The sequence below is a fragment of the Streptomyces sp. NPDC041200 genome (genome assembly GCF_055591805.1).
On record NZ_JBVIZF010000023.1, the window covers coordinates 85549 to 101864 of the forward strand.

The window sequence follows — 16316 nt, forward strand, 5'->3', positions numbered from 1 at the left end:
TCAGCCCTCCGGCGATTGAGGAGCGGGGGTGCGGGGGCGGAGCCCCCGCAGCGGGGTGGGGCGGACGTGTCCCACCCCCCAGCCCCTCCGGCGATTGAGGAGCGGGGGCCGGGGCGGAGCACCGGTTTCGGGAAGGGGCGGGGTGGGGGCTAGACCTCCTGCCGACGGGAGCGGTGGGCCATCCACGCCGCCACCACGGACCCCGACACGTTGTGCCACACCGAGAAGACCGCCGCCGGAAGCGCGGCGAGGGGGCTGAAGTGGGCCGCAGCAAGAGAGGCAGCGAGCCCGGAGTTCTGCATGCCGACCTCGAAGGCCATCGCCCGGCTTGCGGGCGCACCCAGTCGGCCCACCTTGCCCGCCGCGTACCCCAGGGCCAGCCCGAGACCGTTGTGCAGGACGACGGCCAGCAACACCAGCGCCGCCGCCGACCGGATCGCATCCGCACTGCCCGCGACGACGATCGCCACGATCACCCCGATCGTCACGGCCGAAAGCCACGGCAGCACCCCCAGCACCCGCGCGATAAACCGCCCGGCCACCAACCGCACCACCAAGCCGCCCATCACCGGCAGCAGCACCGTCTTCACGATGTCGGTCACCATCGACCCCGCGTCCACGGGCAGGAACTCCCCGGCCAGCAGCAGCGTCAGCGGCGGGGTCACCAGCGGCGCGACCACCGTCGAGACGGTGGCGACGGAGACGGACAGCGCCACGTCACCCCGCGCCAGATACGTCACGACATTCGACGCCGTCCCGCTCGGGGCGCAGCCGACCAGGATGACACCCGCCGCCAACTGCGGTGACAGCCCCAGCCCTTGAGCGATCAGCCACCCCAGACCGGGCATGATCACATAGTGCGCGACCAGCCCGAGCGCCACCGCCCAGGGCCGCTTCAACACGCCGGTGAAGTCCTGCGGGGTCATGGTCAGCCCCATGCAGAACATGACGACTCCAAGCAGATAGGGCACATTCGGCGCCCACCCACTGAAGGTGTCCGGCGTGCTCAGGCCCGCCGCCCCGGCGGCGAGTACGAGCAGGGGGAAGACGGTGACGGCCCGCCTGGCCGCCCGGTCATCGGGCGCGGGCTCAGCATCAGACGACGAGGACGCTACAGGGCTCTTGGGTTCGGATCGCACCGCGTGATGGAACGCCGTACACCGCCCACCACGCAAGACCGTCTCGATATCTGGTCGCTACAACGACAGCGGCGGCAGCGGAAGCGGCAGTCCCGGCAGCCCGTCCAGACTGCTGGCGACGTGTTCCTTCCGCTCGCAGTAAGCGGTCAGCTTCTCCTCGTCGTCCTCACGCCGGAACCGCTGGGCGTGCAGCGAGCGGTCCTCCCGGTAGTCCATGAAGGGCACCGCGTACCCACACGTGTCCCGGATCAGCTCAGCGGTCACCACGATCACGGCCCGCAGCCCGTGCGAGCGCACATCGACGGACGGAAAGTGCTTGACCAGCTCGCCGAAGCGCGCGTCGTCACGGAACACCGCCTCACCCCGCCCGTGCACCCGCACGATGTTCGGCGGCCCGTCAAAGGCACACCACATCAGCGTGATGCGGCCGTTTTCGCGCAGATGGGCGATGGTCTCCGCGTTGCTCCCGGAGAAGTCCAGGTACGCCACGGTCAGTTCGTCGAGCACGGCGAACGAACCGGTCACCCCTTTGGGGGACAGGTTCACGGTGCCGTCCCCGGCCAGCGGGGCGGTAGCCGTGAAGAAGATCTTCTGCTGTTCGATGAATGTGCGAAGCCTGCCGTCTATACGTTCGTACGTCCTTCCCATGTGGCGCATTATCCGCCGAGGTGAACGCCACCGGGATGGTTCGATGGAGACATGGCAGACAAAAGTGGTCGGCGGGACCGCCCCGGGATCCGGGTCCGCCGCGTGTACGAGGCGCCGGAGCAGGACGACGGCACCCGCGTCCTGGTGGACCGCATCTGGCCGCGCGGCCTGGCGAAGGCCGACGCCCGCCTCGACGAGTGGGCCAAGGCCGCAGCTCCCTCCACCGAGCTACGACGCTGGTACGGGCATGAGCCGGGGCGGTTCGCGGAGTTCGCCCGCCGGTACCGCGCCGAGCTGGCCGAACCGGAGCACCGCGAGGCCGTGGAACACCTCCGGGAGCTGGCCGGACAGGGCACCCTCACGCTGCTCACGGCCGTGAAGGACCTGAGCTACGGCCACGCGGGCCTCCTCGCCGACGCGGTACGCGGCCACCGCTGACCGTCAGCGGACGTCTGCTCATGACACGCACATCTCAGCCGAATAACGTGCGAAACCGCTGGTCTGCCACGTCGTCCCCTCAGCCGTCACCACGAACGCCTCCGCGCCCGGCTGCCGCTGCAGCCACGGGCGCGCGCGCTCGGCGCCCATCGCGCAGGCCGCCGTCGCCCAGGCGTCCACCTCGGTGAGGCTCGTGCCGACCACCGTCACGGAGGCGAGCCCGTCCGCCGGGGGGCGGCCGGTGTGCGGGTCCAGGATGTGGCAGCCGCGCTCCGCCGGACCGGAGGTGGCCACGGCCAGCTCGCCGTGCGCCTCCACCACCGCCAGCAGCTCACCGCGCCGCAGCGGATCGGCGATGCCCACCCGCCACGGACCGCCGTGCACCTGTACGTCGCCGCCGCCGTTGACGCACACCGAACCGGCGCCCGCCGAGGCCAGCATCCGGGCGGCGCGCTCGACCGCCCACCCCTTGACCAGGCCGGTCGGATCGGGCCGCCTCCCGGCGTAGCGCGCGGTGAACCAGCCGTCGCTGCGGTACGAGAACTCCTCGCACAGCTCCAGCACGTCCCGGACCTCCGGCTCGCACTGCGAGAGCGTCAGCTCCTCGCGCCCGAGACGGCTGATCTGGCTGTCCGCGCGGTACGTGGAGAACAGCTCGTCCACCCGGTGGAGCCCCACCACGGCCCCGTCCAAGGCGGCCAGCACCCGGGGCCGGTCGGCGTCGTGGACCTCGCGCAGGTCGAAGGAGAAGACGGTGCCCATGACGTGTTCGACATGGCGCAGCGGTTCCGGCTGGTCGTAGGACGTCATTTGGCACCCGCCTGGTCGAGAGCGCTCTGCAGGGACTTGGAATAGCCCTCGCTGGTGTACGTCGCACCGGACACGGTGTCGACCTTCGCGGCGGACATCGCCTGCTGGTTGAGCTTCGGGATGGAGTCCTTGGCGATCTGTACGCTGCGCGGCCCGGAGTCCGGCGTCTTGACGGCCTGCGCGGCGGTGATCTTCCCGCCGCTCATGGTGACGCTGACCTGCACCGGCCCGTACTGCGTGTCGACGACGTCACCGGTCAGGGTCTGCCCGCCGGCGGCCCCGCCCGCCCCGGGCGCCCCTGGCGCGGTGGCCGCGACCGGTGGCGCCTGTCCGGCCGGTGGCGAGGCGACGGTCTGGCCGCCACCGGCGGGCTGCTTCAGCGCCAGCAGCGCCACCACACCGGCGACGGTGGCGGCGGTGCCCAGCAGGATACGGCGCAGCGGATGCTTCCTCTTCATGGCTCCACCTCAGGTCACAGCTCGAAGGATTCATGATGGATACGGCGGTCGGGGACCCCCGCGTCGTGCAGCGCCTCGTACGCGTGCTCGGTCAGGCCCGGAGGCCCGCACAGATAGACGTCGTGCTCGTCGATGTCCGGCAGCAGCGCCCGCAGCCGCTCCGCGCTGATCTCCGGACGGGCCCCGTCCGGGCCGTTGACGGCGTACAGCAGCCGGGCGTCCCGCTCGGTCGCGATCTGCTTCAGCTCGCCCCACAGCGCCAGGTCCTCGACGGTCCGGGCGCGGTAGAGCAGGGTCAGGTCGCCGCCCTTGCCGGGCAGCGTCTCGAACAGGGCGCGGATGGGGGTGATGCCCGCCCCACCGGCGATCATCAGCACCTTGCCCTGGCTGCGGCGGGACGCGGTCATCGCCCCGTACGGCCCCTCGGCCCACACCCTGGTCCCGGGCTTCAGGTCGGCGAGCCGTGTGCTGCCCCCGCCCACCGCCTTCACGGTGATGCGCAGCAGGTTGGGCCGGGGAGGGGCGGACAGCGAGTACGGATGGGAGCCCCACCGCAGCCCCGGGGCGAGGAACCGCCACCGGAAGAACTGGCCCGCCTCCGCGCCGATCCGGTGCAGCTTGCGCCCCTTGATCAGCACCGAGACGATCCCGGGCGCCTCCTGGACGACCGCCTCCACCCGCATCCGGTGCCGCATGTTCAGCCGCAGCGGCACCAGCAGCCGGTACCAGATCGCGAGCGCGCTGACCGCGCCGTACAGCGCGTACCACGCCGTCTGCGCCGTCATGTTGCCCACGAACTCGGCGCCGTTGGTCAGCTGGTGCCAGAAGGTCAGGAAGACGGCCGCGTACGTGAGCAGGTGCAGGTAGTACCAGATCTCGTACGGGATCCTCCGGCGCACCATCCCGGCCGAGATCAGCCCGATCACCACGAGGGTCACCGTGCCGACCGTCGCCTCCAGCATGTCGGGGAAGGTGAGCACCATCGTCTCGGTCTGCTCGACGAACGAGATGCCGCCCTGGGTCGCGTACCCCGCGATGATCAGGCCCACGTGGGCGAGGATCAGGCACAGCGCGTACCGCCCGCTCATCGCGTGCCACCGCGCCACCCGGTCCGAGCCCACCCGCCGCTCCAGCGCGGGCACCCGAGCCATCTGCAGCACCACCAGCGCCAGGACGTACCCGGCGAGCAGCCCGCTGAGCCGCCCCGCGCCGTTCAGCCAGGCGGCGTTGCCGGTGACGTTCGGAGTGTTGAACCACCACAGGGACAGCACCGCCCCCGCCCCTGCCCAGCTCAATAGCACCAGCGGCACGGCGGGGGACCGCCGTGGCCGAATCTGGCGCAAGGCCAGCCGTCGACCGGCCCGGCTGTTCAAAAGCGTCGTCACGGCCCGTCCCCTTCCTATGGGCTCCGGTGCACAGGGGTACGGGCGGGAGCGGGGGATGACTCAAAGGCCGACGAAATTCACAGGTTTCCGTTTCGTATGATCGCTGACCACGTCATTTCTTGGTGAGGAACTCATGTCGATGCCGCCCCCGCCGCAGGGGAACCCGTATGCCGCCGCCCCGCCCCAGGGGAATCCGTACGCCGCGCCGCCCCAGGCCCCGTACGGACACCCGCAACCGGCCCCCGGCTACAACCAGCCACACCAGATGCCCGGTTACGGCCAGCAGATGGCCGGGGTGCCGCAGGTGCCCGCCTGCCGCATCTGCGCGGCGCAGCCCGCCGCCGAGGTCACCATCCGCAGCCACGTCGGCCTGCTGCTGATGATGCGCTTCAAGAAGTGGGAGGGGCCGTTCTGCCGGACCTGCGGTACGGCGCTGCGCCGGGACGCCACCACCAACACGCTGTGCCAGGGCTGGTGGAGCCCGTTCTCCGCTGTGATCTTCAATCCGTACACGATCATCCACAACCTGGTGGTGCGCGGGAAGCTCAACAAGCTCCCGGAGCCGGGGCCCGCCATGTACGGGACGCGCCCCGACCCCGGAAAGCGGGTGCTTCAGCGCCCGGTGTCGTACGTGGCGCTGGTGCCCATCCTCTGGTTCCTGTACCTCGTCATCGTGCAGCCGTAGCGGTCCGGTCGGCGGGCGCCGCCACGCCCGCCACGCCCGCCATGACGATGGCCAGCGCCACCAGCAGCGCGCTCACCCAGACCGGTGAGCGGTAGCCCAGCCCCGCGCCCAGGGCGAGCCCGCCGAGAGCGGGCCCGGCGGCCGCGCCCACATTGAGCGCGGCGGTCGCGAACGCGCCGCCCAGCGCGGGCGCTTCGGCCGCCGCGTACAGCGCCCGCGTGATCAGCGTCGACCCGACGCCGAACGACAGCGTCCCCTGTACGAGGACCAGCGCGACCGCCACCCCCGGCCGGTCCGCGCCCACCGACAGCAGCAGCCAGCCGAGCAGCAGCGCGAGCCCGCCCGGCACCAGGACCAGCATCGGCCGTGCGTCCGACCACCGCCCGGCGACGGTCACCCCGGCGAACGACCCGATCCCGAAGAGCGCCAGCACGGCCGGTACCCAGGCCTCCCCGATGCCGCTCACGTTCGTGATGAGCGGCGTCAGATAGGTGAACGTGCAGAAGGTCGCGGCGTTCACCAGCATGCCGAGGCCCAGCGTGATGAGCAGCCGGGGGCTGCGCAGCGCGCGCAACTCACCGCGTGCGCTCGGCGCCTCCTGCGCTGCGGGGTTGTGCGGCACCGACCGTACGATCGCGAGGAGCGCCGGTACGGAGACGAGCGCCACCGCCCAGAACGCCGACCGCCACCCCCAGACCTGCCCCAGCAGCGCCCCGGCCGGAACCCCGGCGACACACGCCAGGGTGACTCCGCCCAGCAGCGCGGAGGTGGCCCGCCCCTTGGCGCTGGGCGGCACCATCCCGGTCGCCGCCGCGAGCCCCACTGCCAGGAACCCGGCGTTGGCCAGCGCCCCGAGCACGCGGGTGGCCAGCAGCACGGCAAAGCTGGTGGTGAGGGCACCGACGACATGGACGGCCATGAAGGCCGTCAGAAACACCAGCAGCGCGCGGCGCTGAGGCCACCGCATGCTGAGGAGCGCCATCAGCGGCGCCCCGACGATCATCCCCACGGCGAACGCCGACGTCAGCGCGCCCGCAGCGGGGATGGACACACTCAGATCACTGGCGATGTCCGGCCCGAGGCCAGACAGCATGAACTCGGATGTCCCTTGGGCGAAGACCGCCAGTCCCAGGACATAGATGGCATAAGGCATGAAGGCTCCATGCATCGGCTCGAAGAAGAGAAGAAGGGCCGATGACCGGAAGCCCGGTGGGGCGGTTGGTGTGGAGGCGCCACCGAACGACCGGTGGCTAGAGCCTGGATGCCTCGGGACTGGACATGGCGGCTAGGTTAGCGGTTCGCCGTGTGCGTGACGAACGCGGACCACGCCGTGGGGGAGAAGGCGAGCTGAGGGCCCTGCTTGTCCTTGGAGTCCCGCACGTGGACGGTGTTCTCCGGGCAAGTGGCGACCTCGACACAGCTGTCGCCGTCGCCCCTGCTGTAGGTGGACTTGTGCCAGGAGAGGGCGACCTCGACGCAGTCGTCGCCGTCGCCTCCGCTGTAACTGCTCTTGAACCAGGCCAGTTCGCTGCTCATAGCGCTCCTCGGATCTGCTTCAACAGGCTCACGGAGTCCCCAGGGGTGAGAGCCTGTGAGCGCAGTTTCGCATACCGCATCTGGAGCACGCTGACCTCTTTGCGCTCGGAGATCAACTGACCGCTGCGCTGGCCTTCCGTGTAGCCGAGCCATTCGTTGTCCGGAGTTTCCACCAGCCGCATGGGCCCCTCCAGCCCCGCGTGACGCTCCTGGACGATTGGCATGATCTGGATCTCGACGTTGCGAAGCTTCGCGCATTCCAACACGTGGTCGATGAGTTCCCGGGTCGTCTCCACCCCTCCGGTGCACCGTCGGAACAGCACCTCCTCGACGATGAAGCTGTACGCCGTGTTGGGCCTCTCGCGGAGCAGGCGTTGCCGTTCCTGTCGGGCTGCGAGCTGGGTTTCGATCTGCTCGTCGGTCAACGGAGGCACCCTCTCGCGAAAGACCGCCCGCGCGTACGCCTCGGTCTGCAGCAGGCCCGGTACGACCCGGCACTCGTACGTACAGAGGCTGATCGCCAGCTCCTCCAGTCCAGCCCACTGCCGGAACCACGCCGCCAACCCCGGCTTCCTCACCAGACACTTCGCCGCCGCTCGCAGGACCCCGAACGCATCGAGTACGTCCTCCGCCCGGTCCACGTACTCCCGCTGCGGGAACCGCCGCCCCTGTTCGATCGAGGCCTGCGTCTGGACGGAGTACTGGAGCAACGGGGCCAGCTGCTCCTGCGTATAGCCCGCCCGCTCTCGGAAGACCTTGACGATTGCCCCGAACGTCTTGAGGCTGTCCGAGGACTCCGGTTCGTTGTTGTTGCTGCTGCCCGCGTTGTCCGCCATCGCGGCCACCTCCGGTGGTGCCATCCGTACTGAACCTGACTATCTGCCCAACTCGGCCATGGTCACGGTCCGTTATCCGTACAGTCCACCACGCGTACTCGTACAGTGACGCAGCGTACGAGAAGGCGATCTGGTCCGGTCATACGTCGAGCCGGAACGGTGACGCCATGCCAATCCCAGCGCATCCACGGACGACTTCCGACCAGTTCACCCACCGCTTCAGCTCAACCCGCCGTGGCGCCCGACTCGCCCGGCTGCTGGTGCTTCAGCAACTCGACCATTGGGGGTTCCCGTACCGCAGCGAGCCGTCCGACCTCGTCGCCGCGATCGTGGCCGAACTCGCCGCGAACGCCGTCACCCACGGTCGCGTCCCCGGCCGGGACTTCGAGGTAGGGCTCGCCCGCACCGCCACCACGCTCCGGGTCGAGGTCGCGGACACCCGTACGGAGGGACGGCCGCCGGTCGATGACACCCCGGCCGCGCCCCCGCCCGACTCCGAGACCGGCCGTGGCCTGCTGCTGGTCGCGGGTCTCGCCGCGCGCTGGGGCGTGGCGGAGCGGCAGGGGCCGGGAAAGACGGTCTGGGCCGAGATTGACCTCACTCGCGGTCGAACTTGATCGGATAGGACACCGTGGAGCGCGGCACCGGCTTCTTGGTGCCCTTCTTCCCGTCGCCCTTCTTCGCGCCGTCCTTCTGGAAGTGGACGGGATACCGCCCGGTCTGACGCGGGTTGGGCGACTTCCCGTCGCCACCCGTGTCGACATCACCCCGGCCGTTGATCCACAGGACCCCCACCACGACCACACCGAGCACGATCATCTGGTTCTTCCTGTCCGCCACCGACTCCCCCTCGGTCCGCAGAACCCGCCACCCCCGCCCGCCAGCCATGGTGACACCACCGCACCGGCGCCGACCAGGGTCGGCGCCTGTTATCCGTGCAAGACTGTTCGCGTCGCTTGCCTGAGTGCGGCGACGGTCGGCTTGTCGCGATTCTTGGGCAGCCAGGCGAGGGCCGTCCGCCACGGTTCGAGGTCGACGACATCGACGTAGGCGACGCCGGAGCGTGGGTAGAGCCAGCGGGCGCTCTCCGGCGGCAGCATGATCCCCTTCCCCATGGCGATCAGCGTCCTGCGCGTGGTGCGGTCCACCAGATCCGCGTCCAACTGGCGCTCCAGAGCCCGGATGTGACGTGAGAACGTCGGCTGGGCCAGGTAGGCGCGCCGTGCCGCGCGGCCGAAGTGCAACTCCTCGGCGAGCAACAGGAAAAGCCGCAGCTGGCGTATGCCCGGATAGCTCGTGCCCCCTGGATCCGCCATAGCCGTCACGCTATCAATCCGGTCCGGACCCGCATGGTGGTCGTCTTCCCCGAGCGCACCGGGCAACGGAGGATATTCACACCCCCTACCCCCGGGCGTGCGCTGGTGCGCCTGCGCACTCCGCGGGGTTTGTCATGTAATCGACAGCGCAACGGGGAATTCAGTGCCTCTTCACGCAGGGCTCAGGAGACACGGCGCGGTAGCGGCAGCGATGGTGCTGCTACCTCTCTCCGCCACCGAATCGGCTTCCGCGGCACCACAGCAGCCGGAGCCCCAACCCTCCGCCGCGGCGGAGTCGACGACGCACGTACCGGAACAGGGCACTCACCCACCGGGCGAGCCCGACCGAAGTTCATCGAGGAGTGCGAGGCCGACCCGGAGGCGCAAAGCCTCAAGGGCAGGGTCTACCACCGCGGCGTGTGGTGCCAGACCGCCGAGGTCGAACTGCCCACCGCGCAGGGGAAGCTCACGCTGGACATCACGGCGGCCGCCTACGCCGACCCCGCCGCGCGCCGGGTACGGGTCTTCTACCGGGTCAACGACTGGAACACCGACCTCGTGAACCTGCCGTGGATCAATGGCACCAGAACCTTGCGGATGCGCCTGAACTGCGACAACCAATGCGGCGTTATCGGTAACGACGCCCCGACACCGGATCCGGCCCGGAGCACATGCTCCAGCACGCGTGGCAGTTCCAAGGCACCCTCGAAGGGCAGCCGGGACTGAGCGACGACCATGAGTTCGGCCTCCCGGAGCACCGCGTCCGCTGCGACTCGGCCGGTCTGGCTCCGGGATACGGCAACTGGACGCCACGGGCCTGCATCAACGGAAGTGGCCGAGGAAAACCGGCGGGTGAAGGATGCCATCCGCGACCGCTAAGGCGAGTGGAACGGCCCCGACGATCTGCCGCCCAAGGAACATCCCGACATGCAGGCCGACGAGTACCCCTTCGCGTCAACCGAAGAGGGACTGGGCCGGGCCCGCGCCGAGGACGGCATCCTGGACGCCTCCGTGGACTGGGTCGAGGGTGAGCAGAACCGCATCGCCGGTATTCGGCTCCAGGAGTTCTATCGCAAGGACCGCGTCCTCTTGGGAGGCAGGGACGAGTTCTGGGTCGACATCCAGCCCTGATGGCCTTGGCCTTCGGGCGAGTGGCTCCGTGGCATCCGGCCACGGAGCCTCCGTGAAAACCCGTTGGCGGACCACGGCGACCACTGCTACTTTTCCGGAGGCCGTGCGAGAGAACGAGGAGGTGGTACCCGTGAACGTATCGACATGGGTGCTCCCCTCCGGGGTCACGGTCGGGCGATAGGCAGGTCGTCCGGGAGCGCCGTTCAAGCGGACTCCCGAAAGGCACGACCATGCGATTCACCTCCGAACAGCGCCTCGACGACGGCGTCCTCGAACGCGAATTCACCCTCGGCGAGATCCCCGGCATCCTGTGGACGCCCGGATCCGCATCCGCACCGGCGCCGCTGATCCTGCTCGGCCACCCCGGCGGACTGCACAAGATGTACCCCCGACTGGCGGCCCGGGCCCGGCATTCCGCGGCGGAAGGCTTCGCCACGGCCACCATCGAGCTCCCCGGAAGCGGTGACCGGCCCCGTTCCCCCGCCGCCGAGCAGGCCCGCGCCGACCTGCGCCGGGCGCTGGAGGCCGGCGAGCCGGTCGACGAGGAGATCGTGGACCGGCTCGTCCTCCCACTGGTCGAAAAGGCGGTCCCGGAATGGCAGGCCGCCCTGGACGCCCTCCTTTCGCTGCCCGAGATCGGCGGCCCGGTCGGGTACTCGGGGGGAGTGATCGCCATCGGGATCCGGCTGGCGGTGATCGAGCCGCGCATCTCGGCCGCCGTTCTGTTCGCCGGGAGTTTCGTGCCTCGCGCCCTGTTCGAGGAAGCCCGGCAGGTCACCATCCCGCTGCACGTCCTGCTCCAGTGGGACGACGAAGGGAACGACCGCCAGCGGGCCCTGGACCTGTTCGACGCCTTCGGCTCCAACGAGAAGACGCTGAACGCCAATATGGGCGGGCACACCGGCGTCCCGCAGGCCGCGGGGGACGCCGCGGCCCGGTTCTTCACCCGGCATCTGAGCTAGCCGCCACAACCGCCCCGACCGCGGCGGTACCGGCCATCGGGGGGGCGGTACCGGCCGGTCGGGGCGGCGCTGGGCCACCAGCGCCGCCATCAGCGGGGCCCACGCCGTGAGACACGGCTGATGCGGGCACGTGAGGCGTAAGGCGGCACCCCGGTCCCGCTCACGCTCGCGCCGGACACCCGGCCACTCGCCGCATAATCGAAGATTCTGTGACTCCGGGGTGGGGACTGTGGGGTTGGGGTGGAGCCGTCGCGTGCGCGACGGTCAGACAAGTGCGTCGCGCCGCGCTGTGGTGGGGACGTCGGTTGGGGCGATCATCGCCGCATCGCTGGTCTTGTTACCGGCTGTACGTGCGGACGCGTCGCCGGTACCGAAGACGATGACCGCATCGGAACGAGCGGCCGCATCAGGCGAGCCGGTGGAGGTGACGGCCCAGCGAGCCGAGTACTCGCAGACGTTCGCGAACCCGGACGGGACGTTCACGCTGGAACAGTCGTCGGTTCCGCAACGGGTCAGGGCGGATGACGGGACATGGCGTGCCGTGGACACCACTCTGGAGCGCCGTTCCGACGGGAGCGTCGCGCCCAGGAGCGTGGTGGTCGACGTGGCGTTCTCCGGCGGAGGCGACGGCAAGGACCTCCTGCGCCTGGGAACGGCGGATAAGACGATTCTCCTCTCCTGGCCCGAGCGACTGCCCGTGCCCAGGCTGGACGGGGCCACCGCGACGTATCCGGACGTGCTGGAGGGAGTGGACCTCCAGCTCACCGCCACCGCGGAGGGCTACCGGCAGGTTCTCGCGGTGCGGACGGCTCAGGCGGCCCCCGCGGCGGCCGGTCCGTTCACCTCCAGCGAGACCGCCGACGCCAAGGGCTTCAAGACCACCACCACGGTCGATCCGGCGCGGGGCTCGCCGCTCAAGGTCTCCGACCCCAACAAGAAGATCACTCAGACCGAGTACGACAGCCTCGGCCGGACGACCAAGGTGTGGCTCCCCAACCGCTCCGAAGCGCTCGATGAGAAGGCCAACTACGTATTCGCCTACAAGGTCGGCGACTCGTCCCTTCCGTGGATCTCCACGGGCACGCTCAAGGGCGACGGTTCCGGCTACAACACCACCTACGAGATCTTCGACAGCCTGCTGCGGCCCCGTCAGGTACAGAAGCCCTCTCCGGTCGGCGGGCGCGTCATCTCGCAAACCCTGTACGACGACCGCGGGCTGGCCGTCTCCTCCCAGGACGGCATCTGGGACGAGAAGAACGGACCGTCCGGCGAGGCGGTGCAGACCGACGGCGGTCAGGCGCCCCTTCAGACGGACACCAAGTACGACGGCGCCGCCCGGCCGGTCCAGGCCGTCACCAAGGTCCGCGGCACCGACCGGTGGAGCACGGCGACCACCTACACCGGCGACACCACCGCCACCACCGCCCCCGCGGGCGGAACCGCCACCGCCGAGGTCACCGACGTCCTGGGACGGGTCACCGAGCGCCGGGAGTACCCGGGCACCAGCCCGACCGGCGCCACGTACACGACCACGAAGCTCACCTACACACCGGACGGTGACCAGAAGACCATCGTCGGCCCGGACAAGGCCACGTGGACCTACACCTATGACCTCTTCGGGCGTCTGAGCACCGCTGACGACCCCGACAAGGGCAAGATGTCCACGCGGTACGACGAACTCGACCACGTCAGTTCCACCGAGGACGCGAACGAGAACACCCTGCTGTACGAGTACGACGAACTGGGCCGCAAGACCGGGATGTGGCAGTCGTCCAAATCGCCCGCCACCAAGCTGGCGTCATGGTCCTTCGACACCCTGGCCAAGGGTCTGCAGGACTCGTCCACACGCTATGAAGGCGGCTCCGACGGCAAGGCCTACACCCGTAAGGTCACGCGCTACAACAGCCTGTACGAGCCGACCGAGTCCCAGCTCCTCCTGCCGGGCAACGAGGCGCTGGTCCAGGCGGGCGTCCCCGCCACGCTGACCTTCACCACCGACTACGGCCTCGACGGGACGGTCAAGAAGACCGGGGAACCGGCCGTGGGCGGGCTGCCGGGCGAGTCGGTGTCCTACACGTACAACGCGACCGGCCAGCAGCTCACTGCCTCGGGCGCGTCCAACTACCTCCTGAGCGCCGTCTACGCACCCGTCGGCGATCTGCGTCAGCTGGAACTGGGCACGTCCCCCGCCTCGGACAGCAAGAAGCTCTACACGAGCTACGAGTACGAGGACGGCACCCGGCGCCTGACCCGGGGCTTCACCCGTGATGAGACCTATGGGTACCTGCTGCAGGACCTGAGGTACACCCAGGACGACGCGGGCAACGTGACGTCGATCTTCGACAGCACGAACCTCGGCGGTACCGGCAAGGCCGACTACCAGTGCTTCGGCTACGACGGCTATCGCCGCCTGACCGAGGCATGGACGCCGAGGGCGGCGGACTGCGCGGCCTCCGGCCGTACCACCGCGAACCTCGACGGAGCCGCCCCGTACTGGACGTCCTACTCCTACAACGCCTCGGATCAGCGCGAATCCGAAACGCAGCACGCGGTGGCGGGCGATACGACCACCCGCTACACATACGGCACGGACAAAGGCCAGCCACACCCGCTGGCCGAGACCCGCACCACCAAGCCGGGCAGCACATCACCCGTCACCGCCACGTACGGCTACGACGCCGTGGGCAACACCACCACGCGGCCGGGCACCCAGGCCGAACAGTCACTGGTCTGGAACACCGAGGGCAAACTCGCGGCGTCCTCGGAACCGGCGAAGGGCGGTAAGGCGGCCACGGGAACCGGCTATCTCTACGACGCCGACGGCGAACTCCTCATCCGCCGGGCCACGACGGCCGACGGCGACACGGTTCTCTATCTGGGCGCCACCGAGGTCCGCCTCAGCGTCCGCGGGACAGCGAAGACCCTGACCGGTACCCGCTACTACACCGGTGCCGGTCAGACCATCGCGGAACGTACGGGGACGAAGGGCCAGTCCACCACGAAGCTGATCTTCGTGGCCGCCGACAACCACGGCACCGGCACCCTGGCCGTCGACGCCGGGACCCGCGGGGTCACCAAGCGCTACACCACCCCCTTCGGCGCACCCCGGGGCACCAAGCCCACCGCGTGGCCGGACGACAAGGCGTTCCTCGGTAAGCCGGCGGACACCGTCACGGGTCTCACGCACATCGGCGCTCGCGAATACGACCCCGTCATCGGACAGTTCATCAGCGTCGACCCCCTCCTCGTGCCCGATCAGCCCCAGTCCCTCAACGGCTACGCCTACGCGGCCAACAACCCGGTCTCGTTCAGCGACCCGACCGGCCTCATGCTCTGCAGTGGCGGAATCTTCGACACCTGCGGTGCGGGTGGCGGTCCCGGGCCCACCTGCGGAGTGCCGCCGCTGAAGCCGTGCGGTGGTGGCGGTGGTGGCGGAGGCGGCGGCGGTGGTGGTGGCGGTCGCCACGGCGGCTGGGGCGGCGGCGGAGGTACAGCCTCCACCTCGTCGTCCTACCCGACCCCCGCGCCGAGCCCCGGCCCCGCGCCTGTGCCAGGCCCGTATGACGAGAAAGCGGGCACGGGATTCTTCAGCATCATCAAAATAGCCGTCGACTTCCTCGGACCTGACACCGCGGAGTGGAAGAAGTGCAAAGATTTCAAACTCTCCGGTTGCGGCTGGGCCCTGACTGATCTGCCCGGCCCCGGAAAGGCCTTCAAGGGCTACAAGATCTGGAAGAAGGCCAGAAAGGCGGAGGAGAAGGCTGACGACGCGGCCGACGCGGCGAAGGCAGCCAAGAAGTGCCACAGCTTCACCGAGGAAACCCAGGTAGAACTGGCGGACGGCGAGCAACGCGACATTGACGACGTCAAGGTCGGCGACAAAGTACTCGCAACCGATCCCGAAACCGGAAAGACCGAGGCCCGCCCGGTCGTCGCGACGATCGTCACCAACGACGACAAGGATTTCACCGACCTCACGGTGAACACCGCTGACGGCTCGGCGTCCATCATTACCACCGACACCCACCCGTTCTGGGTGACCAGCGAGGCCCGCTGGCTGGACGCCGGTGACATCACCACCGGCATGAAGCTCCGCACGGCCAAGGGCATGGCCGTAACGGTCACCGCTGTACGCCACTTCACCAAGCTGCAGCGCACCTACGATCTCACGGTCAGCAGCACCCACACGTACTATGTGCTGGCGGGTCAGACTCCGGTTCTGGTTCACAATTCCAACTGCCCGCTGACTGGCGGGTTCAAGGTGGGTGTCAGCCCGGACGAGATCGCCGATATTAACCGCGGTTTCGGTGGGGAGACGTTGTTGAGCGGTTCGCCAGCAAACACCTTGGCTAATGCCAGTCGCTATAACAGCTTCTGGGATAAGTCGGCAGTTGTGATCCGGGATATCGCGGGAAGCCACATGTTCAACAACGGAAATAAGCGAACTGCTCAGGCTACCGTTGAGCAGTTGATGCAACGGAACGGCGTCACGAGCGGTCCCACTTCCGCTGATCTCCGAAGTGTCATCGACAGGGTAGGCAAAGGTCAGCTGCATGACGTCAGTGACATCTCAGCAGCCTTGAGAGGCTATTGATGGGAGTGAAAGTGATGGATATCGAGCAGCTCATGGACAAGTTGGGCCGCTCTGGCGTCACTGTCATCCTCAAGGTGGATGATGAGAGGATGGCGGAAGGTGGAGAGCCTTGGACGTTGGTAATGTCGGGGCCGGGGCTAGGTGGGCAGGGATTTATCCGTGCCGAATCTTCCAGCCTCAATGACTGCCTGGAGCAAGGGTTCGCACGGCTGCGTGCCAGGCCCGGCGACTGGGAATGGCTGACTGAAATCTAGTAGTCATCGAAATGAGGCCCTCCCGAGAAGGCGGATTCCAGGGGTCGTCGCAACACAAGTGATCAGCTGGTTGTGGCCAGGAGCTTAGCGAGGCGCTCGGCTGGGGTTTCCCAGCCGAGCGTTT

19 protein-coding genes are annotated in these 16316 nt (G+C 69.0%); 8 read left to right on the forward strand and 11 right to left on the reverse strand.

What is annotated here, in order from left to right:
* Positions 1-149 precede the first annotated feature (149 nt).
* Positions 150-1139, reverse strand: a complete 990-nt coding sequence (locus ACZ6CL_RS32820) for a bile acid:sodium symporter family protein (protein WP_468942465.1) — start codon at positions 1137-1139, stop codon at positions 150-152.
* 57 nt (positions 1140-1196) lie between these two features.
* The gene (locus tag ACZ6CL_RS32825; protein ID WP_468942468.1) at positions 1197-1787 is read right to left on the reverse strand and encodes a pyridoxamine 5'-phosphate oxidase family protein; all 591 of its coding nucleotides are present in this window, start codon (positions 1785-1787) and stop codon (positions 1197-1199) included.
* Positions 1788-1838: 51 nt separating this feature from the next.
* Here ACZ6CL_RS32825 and ACZ6CL_RS32830 point away from each other — a divergent pair, with 51 nt between their 5' ends.
* A complete protein-coding gene (locus ACZ6CL_RS32830; protein ID WP_468942470.1) occupies positions 1839-2225 on the forward strand; it encodes a DUF488 domain-containing protein in 387 nt (128 codons plus the stop codon).
* A gap of 18 nt (positions 2226-2243) precedes the next feature.
* On the opposite strand, the gene ACZ6CL_RS32835 is transcribed toward ACZ6CL_RS32830, so the two are convergent.
* The 3 genes from ACZ6CL_RS32835 to ACZ6CL_RS32845 are packed head-to-tail and all read right to left on the reverse strand — an operon-like array spanning position 2244 to position 4878.
* Complete coding sequence (locus tag ACZ6CL_RS32835) at positions 2244-3035, reverse strand: FAD:protein FMN transferase (protein WP_468942473.1); 792 nt, start codon at positions 3033-3035, stop codon at positions 2244-2246.
* Positions 3032-3493, reverse strand: a complete 462-nt coding sequence (locus ACZ6CL_RS32840; RefSeq protein ID WP_468942475.1) for an FMN-binding protein — start codon at positions 3491-3493, stop codon at positions 3032-3034. The genes ACZ6CL_RS32835 and ACZ6CL_RS32840 overlap by 4 nt, the downstream gene beginning before the upstream one ends.
* 14 nt (positions 3494-3507) lie before the next feature.
* Positions 3508-4878, reverse strand: a complete 1371-nt coding sequence (locus ACZ6CL_RS32845) for a ferredoxin reductase family protein (protein ID WP_468942478.1) — start codon at positions 4876-4878, stop codon at positions 3508-3510.
* A 133-nt stretch (positions 4879-5011) separates the two neighbouring features.
* Between ACZ6CL_RS32845 and ACZ6CL_RS32850 the strand changes: the two genes are divergently transcribed.
* Positions 5012-5563 carry a hypothetical protein gene (locus tag ACZ6CL_RS32850; RefSeq protein WP_468942481.1) on the forward strand — a complete coding sequence of 184 codons (552 nt, stop codon included), beginning with the start codon at positions 5012-5014 and terminating at the stop codon, positions 5561-5563.
* On the opposite strand, the gene ACZ6CL_RS32855 is transcribed toward ACZ6CL_RS32850, so the two are convergent.
* The 3 genes from ACZ6CL_RS32855 to ACZ6CL_RS32865 form a co-directional block, all read right to left on the reverse strand.
* Positions 5547-6716, reverse strand: a complete 1170-nt coding sequence (locus ACZ6CL_RS32855) for a Cmx/CmrA family chloramphenicol efflux MFS transporter (RefSeq protein WP_468942484.1) — start codon at positions 6714-6716, stop codon at positions 5547-5549. The genes ACZ6CL_RS32850 and ACZ6CL_RS32855 overlap by 17 nt on opposite strands.
* 137 nt (positions 6717-6853) lie before the next feature.
* Positions 6854-7099, reverse strand: a complete 246-nt coding sequence (locus tag ACZ6CL_RS32860; RefSeq protein WP_468942487.1) for a DUF397 domain-containing protein — start codon at positions 7097-7099, stop codon at positions 6854-6856.
* A complete protein-coding gene (locus ACZ6CL_RS32865) occupies positions 7096-7935 on the reverse strand; it encodes a helix-turn-helix domain-containing protein (protein ID WP_468942488.1) in 840 nt (279 codons plus the stop codon). Before ACZ6CL_RS32865 ends, ACZ6CL_RS32860 begins: the two co-directional genes overlap by 4 nt.
* A gap of 167 nt (positions 7936-8102) precedes the next feature.
* Between ACZ6CL_RS32865 and ACZ6CL_RS32870 the strand changes: the two genes are divergently transcribed.
* Complete coding sequence (locus ACZ6CL_RS32870; protein WP_468942491.1) at positions 8103-8552, forward strand: ATP-binding protein; 450 nt, start codon at positions 8103-8105, stop codon at positions 8550-8552.
* On the opposite strand, the gene ACZ6CL_RS32875 is transcribed toward ACZ6CL_RS32870, so the two are convergent.
* Together ACZ6CL_RS32875 and ACZ6CL_RS32880 are read right to left on the reverse strand one after the other, a co-directional pair.
* Positions 8533-8775, reverse strand: coding sequence for a hypothetical protein (locus ACZ6CL_RS32875; RefSeq protein WP_468942493.1), 243 nt, complete (start codon positions 8773-8775; stop codon positions 8533-8535). The two genes, ACZ6CL_RS32870 and ACZ6CL_RS32875, sit on opposite strands and share 20 nt — an antisense overlap.
* Before the next feature lie 89 nt (positions 8776-8864).
* Positions 8865-9251: a helix-turn-helix domain-containing protein gene (locus tag ACZ6CL_RS32880; protein ID WP_468942496.1), complete on the reverse strand. Its 387-nt coding sequence runs from the start codon at positions 9249-9251 to the stop codon at positions 8865-8867.
* Positions 9252-9668: 417 nt separating this feature from the next.
* Between ACZ6CL_RS32880 and ACZ6CL_RS32885 the strand changes: the two genes are divergently transcribed.
* The 3 genes from ACZ6CL_RS32885 (at position 9669) to ACZ6CL_RS32895 (ending at position 11344) form a co-directional block, all read left to right on the forward strand.
* Entirely contained in the window at positions 9669-9977 is a 309-nt protein-coding gene (locus ACZ6CL_RS32885; RefSeq protein WP_468942499.1) for a hypothetical protein, read from the forward strand.
* A gap of 201 nt (positions 9978-10178) precedes the next feature.
* Positions 10179-10382 (forward strand): NucA/NucB deoxyribonuclease domain-containing protein, encoded by a 204-nt coding sequence (locus ACZ6CL_RS32890; RefSeq protein ID WP_468942502.1) that lies wholly within the window; start codon positions 10179-10181, stop codon positions 10380-10382.
* Positions 10383-10612: 230 nt separating this feature from the next.
* Positions 10613-11344 (forward strand): dienelactone hydrolase family protein, encoded by a 732-nt coding sequence (locus tag ACZ6CL_RS32895; protein WP_468942504.1) that lies wholly within the window; start codon positions 10613-10615, stop codon positions 11342-11344.
* Positions 11345-11608: 264 nt separating this feature from the next.
* On the opposite strand, the gene ACZ6CL_RS32900 is transcribed toward ACZ6CL_RS32895, so the two are convergent.
* Positions 11609-11827, reverse strand: coding sequence for a hypothetical protein (locus ACZ6CL_RS32900; RefSeq protein WP_468942507.1), 219 nt, complete (start codon positions 11825-11827; stop codon positions 11609-11611).
* Positions 11828-11885: 58 nt separating this feature from the next.
* Between ACZ6CL_RS32900 and ACZ6CL_RS32905 the strand changes: the two genes are divergently transcribed.
* Both ACZ6CL_RS32905 and ACZ6CL_RS32910 read left to right on the forward strand, forming a co-directional pair.
* Complete coding sequence (locus tag ACZ6CL_RS32905; protein WP_468942509.1) at positions 11886-15938, forward strand: polymorphic toxin-type HINT domain-containing protein; 4053 nt, start codon at positions 11886-11888, stop codon at positions 15936-15938.
* Between the two features lie 14 nt (positions 15939-15952).
* Positions 15953-16192, forward strand: a complete 240-nt coding sequence (locus ACZ6CL_RS32910) for a hypothetical protein (protein WP_404040179.1) — start codon at positions 15953-15955, stop codon at positions 16190-16192.
* The last annotated feature ends 124 nt before the right edge of the window (positions 16193-16316 follow it).

Coding starts and splice junctions, on each gene's coding strand:
- ACZ6CL_RS32890 (WP_468942502.1), top strand. CDS start 10,179: ATGCAGGCCGACGAGTACCCCTTCGCGTCAACCGAAGAGGGACTGGGC.
- ACZ6CL_RS32865 (WP_468942488.1), bottom strand. CDS start 7,935: ATGGCGGACAACGCGGGCAGCAGCAACAACAACGAACCGGAGTCCTCG.
- ACZ6CL_RS32870 (WP_468942491.1), top strand. CDS start 8,103: ATGCCAATCCCAGCGCATCCACGGACGACTTCCGACCAGTTCACCCAC.
- ACZ6CL_RS32830 (WP_468942470.1), top strand. CDS start 1,839: ATGGCAGACAAAAGTGGTCGGCGGGACCGCCCCGGGATCCGGGTCCGC.
- ACZ6CL_RS32910 (WP_404040179.1), top strand. CDS start 15,953: ATGGATATCGAGCAGCTCATGGACAAGTTGGGCCGCTCTGGCGTCACT.
- ACZ6CL_RS32850 (WP_468942481.1), top strand. CDS start 5,012: ATGTCGATGCCGCCCCCGCCGCAGGGGAACCCGTATGCCGCCGCCCCG.
- ACZ6CL_RS32855 (WP_468942484.1), bottom strand. CDS start 6,716: ATGCCTTATGCCATCTATGTCCTGGGACTGGCGGTCTTCGCCCAAGGG.
- ACZ6CL_RS32880 (WP_468942496.1), bottom strand. CDS start 9,251: ATGGCGGATCCAGGGGGCACGAGCTATCCGGGCATACGCCAGCTGCGG.
- ACZ6CL_RS32840 (WP_468942475.1), bottom strand. CDS start 3,493: ATGAAGAGGAAGCATCCGCTGCGCCGTATCCTGCTGGGCACCGCCGCC.
- ACZ6CL_RS32895 (WP_468942504.1), top strand. CDS start 10,613: ATGCGATTCACCTCCGAACAGCGCCTCGACGACGGCGTCCTCGAACGC.
- ACZ6CL_RS32835 (WP_468942473.1), bottom strand. CDS start 3,035: ATGACGTCCTACGACCAGCCGGAACCGCTGCGCCATGTCGAACACGTC.
- ACZ6CL_RS32825 (WP_468942468.1), bottom strand. CDS start 1,787: ATGGGAAGGACGTACGAACGTATAGACGGCAGGCTTCGCACATTCATC.
- ACZ6CL_RS32860 (WP_468942487.1), bottom strand. CDS start 7,099: ATGAGCAGCGAACTGGCCTGGTTCAAGAGCAGTTACAGCGGAGGCGAC.